This is a genomic window from Johnsonella ignava ATCC 51276 (assembly GCF_000235445.1).
GTDB lineage: Bacteria > Bacillota > Clostridia > Lachnospirales > Lachnospiraceae > Johnsonella > Johnsonella ignava.
Window position 1 is genome coordinate 1 of the sequence record NZ_JH378847.1, and the last position, 4500, is coordinate 4500.

General features: G+C 32.6%; 5 protein-coding genes. 1 reads left to right on the forward strand and 4 read right to left on the reverse strand.

Annotated features, from left to right (window positions below):
* Positions 1–173 precede the first annotated feature (173 nt).
* Complete coding sequence (locus HMPREF9333_RS11815; RefSeq protein ID WP_005542333.1) at positions 174–359, forward strand: transposon-encoded TnpW family protein; 186 nt, start codon at positions 174–176, stop codon at positions 357–359.
* A 341-nt stretch (positions 360–700) separates the two neighbouring features.
* Here HMPREF9333_RS11815 and HMPREF9333_RS11820 read toward each other — a convergent pair whose 3' ends face one another.
* The 4 genes from HMPREF9333_RS11820 to HMPREF9333_RS11835 all read right to left on the reverse strand — a co-directional run.
* Positions 701–1732, reverse strand: a complete 1032-nt coding sequence (locus HMPREF9333_RS11820) for a site-specific integrase (RefSeq protein WP_005542334.1) — start codon at positions 1730–1732, stop codon at positions 701–703.
* The gene (locus HMPREF9333_RS11825; protein WP_005542335.1) at positions 1713–2717 is read right to left on the reverse strand and encodes a tyrosine-type recombinase/integrase; all 1005 of its coding nucleotides are present in this window, start codon (positions 2715–2717) and stop codon (positions 1713–1715) included. Before HMPREF9333_RS11825 ends, HMPREF9333_RS11820 begins: the two co-directional genes overlap by 20 nt.
* The gene (locus HMPREF9333_RS11830; RefSeq protein WP_005542336.1) at positions 2710–3927 is read right to left on the reverse strand and encodes a site-specific integrase; all 1218 of its coding nucleotides are present in this window, start codon (positions 3925–3927) and stop codon (positions 2710–2712) included. The genes HMPREF9333_RS11825 and HMPREF9333_RS11830 overlap by 8 nt, the downstream gene beginning before the upstream one ends.
* 282 nt (positions 3928–4209) lie before the next feature.
* A partial coding sequence (locus HMPREF9333_RS11835) for a CD1107 family mobile element protein (RefSeq protein WP_156797348.1) occupies positions 4210–4500 on the reverse strand: 291 nt, incomplete at its 5' end.

The window sequence follows — 4500 nt, forward strand, 5'->3', positions numbered from 1 at the left end:
ACAGGTTTACCTTGATTATAGTAATCCTTAAAAATGTATTTCCATATTGTATTGGAAATTGAGTTAGAAAAGAAATAGAGATATTCGATAAAAATCATTACAAGGAAGTAAAAGCAAATAGCCTATACTTCCTTTTTTGTTGTTAAAAATTCAAATAACGGAAAGGAGAATTTATGGAAGAACTTAAAAAGATAGATAAAAAAGGAATTCACACAAAAAGAAAAATTGGAAAAGTTACTTATGAAGTTGTTGTCCACTTCAATGAAAATGTAACTGAAACAATGCAAGACAAGCTGACAAGAATAATGTTGAGGGAGTTGCGGAAAAAATCGTATGAAAAAAAAGATGATTTTGATTAAAAAGTCCTTGACAAGTAGCAACAGGTGGTGCGGCGGTCTATTTCCTGGTGCTGAAACCGAAGCAGGGAAAGAAAGTTCCCGCTGATCTGGATGATTTCGACCTGGAGGATGAAGAAGAATATCTGACTGAGGACGAGGAAACGGAGGAAAAGAATGAGTAAACTTGTTTATGTAAAGCTTTACATAAACTAATTTATGCGGAGTAGAATTAAATGTAAAGTTGTTTGATAAAGTGTTTGTTTTAATCATATTTTAATCATCCTTTCTTAACATAAAAAATGTTTAAATGTAAATGGAATATGCTTTTTACAGATTTAGCATATTCCATTCATTTAAAAACTTTAATTAGTTTGTTTTCCTAAACTATTAAGCCATGTCATTAGATCTTCATCCTCTGTCCATGATTTCATATTTTTGCTAACATCAATTAAACTTGCAGATTCAATAGCTTTCCTTTTAAGCGTAACATCAGCACGTGCATAAATCTGTGTTGTTTTTACATCAGCATGCCCTAGAAAATCTCTGATGTATATGAGATTTACACCCGATTGAAGTAAGTGCATTGCTTTTGAATGCCTTAAACAATGTGGAGAAATTTTCTTTGGAAATAATTCTGGTTTTTGTGACCTTGCCATATCAAAATTTTTATTCAATATATAACCTATTCCTGAACGAGTGAGTTGTTTGTCAGAACGATTAAAGAAGAATATATCATCTTTCTCACATAATTTTTTGCGATAGCATTGTATATATGTGGATAGTATTTTTACATTACCTTGCAGAAGAGGCAATACACGGCTTTTTCTTCCTTTACCTGTTAGCTTTACGCTGGCAGGATTTAATAGCCTGATATCTCCGAATTTTAAATCAACAAGTTCCTGGACCCTTGCACCCGAATCATACATCAGACTTAAAACAGCTAATTCTCGTATGCCTTCAGCAGTCTTTGTATCAGGAATTGATAATATTTCCTTAACAGCGTCAACTGTGAGATAATTAAGTTCACTTTTTTCGTTTTTTGCAAATTTCAAAAACAAAACCTGTTGACATAACAAAGATAATTCAGGGCGTTCATATTGAACATATTTAAAGAAAGCGTGCAGTGCCGCAAGCCTTTGATTACAAGTTGAAACACTTGAATTTCTCTCGTTTTTAAGCCAATGTAGAAATTTCTCGATCATATCTGGATTTATGTCTTTGAAACATAACTTTTCTGATGAGATTCCTTCAGAGGAAATACAAAACAATAAAAACAACTTAAATGTATCTCGATAAGAGCATATCGTATTTTCGCTGAAATTACACAAGACTGTTAGATATTCTCCAAAAAATTTTGAAAGAGTAAATGCAAAATCAGTAGGTTTTTTCTTCAATTAAATCACCTCCTACTTCAGGAAACACGCATCCTGTATATGAATTTACTTTTTCTGTAACATCAGGATAGAATTCAGCTGTCAATCTTAGATACCATTGTGTTGACATTACTCCTGAGTGACCAAGATATTTTGAAAGAATCGGTAGCAACGTTAAAAGATTTTCGTTGTTTTTTACCCATCTATACAATGTATGGCAAGCAAAAGAATGTCTAAGATCGTGCAAACGAGGACCATACAATTTTCCGCCATAAGGTATTCCCGCTTTCCACATAACATCTCTAAAATTTCGCTCTATTGCAGATACACCATAATGTTCTGAGTGCATAGTAAAAATAAAAGGAAATTCTTCATCGTGGTCCTTATGAAGCTCCATTGAGTAGCTCTGACAATATTTTGTAAGAGAATCAGACATAGGAACAAGTCTTTCGATGTTTTTCTTTGTTTGCGTTAAATGAACAATCCCGGAATTTAAATCAATATCTTTCAGCTTTAGACCAAGGACTTCATTTATTCTAAAGCCACAGGCGTAAAGCATTCTGTAAATCATCGGATAAACCTTATGCTGATAAATGGATTTTTGTGAATATTCCATATTATCTACAACTTGGAATATTCTTTTGATTTCATCTTTATTGAAAATGTATGGAGTATGAATCTTGTCTTTCCTAAATACAAATGGTTGCATAAATGTTTTAAATCCTCTTTCAGATAAGAATATAGAAAATTGCCTCATCAGTGCAATTCTTGAACAGCGATAAGTTTCTCCTTCGCCATTTCTTGACATGCTCCAATCAAAAGCAAGTTTTTCAGTTATTTCATAATCTTTTATGTCGTAATTTTTACAAAAATTATCAAATGAATGAAGAATATAAATTTGACCATCAAAGCTATAGCCTTGCAACCTTTTAAAACGTATATATTCTATGCACATAGGGGCAAAAGGTCCGTCAAATTTAGGATCTTTTCGTATTCTCTTACTCATAATCTGTTACCTCCATTGCACATTTTTTCAATAATTTTGTGCTTATACGAATGTAATTGCCAACCGAATTCAAATCGCTGTGTCCCAATGTCTGTGCAATTACATTAACAGGAACATTGTTCTCAAGCATAGATGTCGCAAGGCTTTTTCTAAGAGTATGCATTCCCAACTTTCTTTGTGGCTCAATGTATAACCCTGCTTTTCTCATATATTGTGCAACCAAATTTGTATAGACAGTAAGCTCTTTAAATGGTGGATTATGACTTACAAATACGTACTCGCAATCAGAATTAGGACGCCCATTTTTTATATAATCAATAATTGCCCACCCTACATCGTCAGGCAGTGGTAAAGTTAAAGGAACTCCTGTTTTATGCTGAATAATATGGATTTCCTTTTTAGTCCAATTTATAGAACTGAATTTTAACCTTGTAACATCACCATTTCTTAGCCCAAGTCGTACAGCAATAAGAACAATGGTGTAATCACGCTTTCCTATAGGATTGTTTTTATCGATAGCATTGATGATTTTTTCTATTTCTTCAGATGTGAATTTTTCAGGAAGTTTTTCACCTCTGGTATTCCTAAAATTCGGTACGGAAGATGAAAAGTCTTCTGAAGTATATTCGTGAATTTTAAGATATTCAAATAGTTTTTTCAGATTTCTTGATATTTGTGCTGATGTAGTTGTGGAGAAATTTGATAAGGTATTACAATAAGAACGGACAATTTCGCAAGATAAATTTGAAAAGTCCTTTATACCATTGTTCACTAAAAAGTCATGAAATCGAAGCAAATGAGAGCGACAAGTTTTTATGCTCAAATCTGAAAAATTACGTCTTGCAAGGTACTCAAGAAAAGAAGAGAAACCTTTAGAAAATGTTTCGTTGAAAGAGCATACTGAACTATATTTTTGTCGTAATACAGAATTAAATGTAATAAAATCATTAAGCATTGCAAACGGTCTGTTGTATCGACAACTGTGGTATTTGTTATCATAGTTATCTGCATTGCTAGCAATAACAAATTGCTGAATAGCGAAGGAATCAAAATTCTTAAACTGCATTTTATCTGCATATTGGCAGAATTTATTAAGAGTTCTTCGATGGGTTTTAATTGTTCCGTCGGAATATCCCATCTCTTTAAGCCTTTTGCACAGTCCATCAATATATGACGGCAATTCAGCAATCAGTACTATTTTTTTTGACATAATACTACCTCCTCTAAAATTATTAGTGCATTGCACTATATTTAATTTTAAATTTAGTAAGAATATTATGTAAAGTTAGAAAGGAGATATTTAAGATATATGAATAATTTTAATACAAACTCTACATTTAGAACCACTCCGCATAAACTGATTTATGTAAAGCTTTACATAAACTAATTTCATTTCTGTTTTTCCTCCTGTTTTAACTAATAAAATAGGGCGAAAGATGTTACCCTCTCGCCCTGTATTTGCACCAAATATTATATAGTTTTAGGTGCAATCTTATTCCTCAGTTTCATCATCTTCAACTTCATCTACTTCGCTTGCTTCTTCCTCACTTTCAGCTTCAGAAAAGAAATCATCATCTTCTTCCTCTAAGGCTTCAAGTTCTTTATCTTCTTTCTTTTTCACAACCTTAAAATAGTAGCCTGCTCCTAATGCACCACCTACTACAAGAAGCAAAATAATATAGGTTCCTAAATTACTCTTTTCGTCCTTCTTCTCAGGCTCTACTTCTTCCTTAACAGGTTCTTCTTTTACTACTTCCTGCTTTGGTGCTTCTTTTTTCTCCAC

What these genes read in the sequence shown, in the direction of transcription:
- HMPREF9333_RS11815 (WP_005542333.1), top strand. Translation starts at nt 174, where the DNA reads ATGGAAGAACTTAAAAAGATAGATAAAAAAGGAATTCACACAAAAAGA.
- HMPREF9333_RS11825 (WP_005542335.1), bottom strand. Translation starts at nt 2,717, where the DNA reads ATGAGTAAGAGAATACGAAAAGATCCTAAATTTGACGGACCTTTTGCC.
- HMPREF9333_RS11830 (WP_005542336.1), bottom strand. Translation starts at nt 3,927, where the DNA reads ATGTCAAAAAAAATAGTACTGATTGCTGAATTGCCGTCATATATTGAT.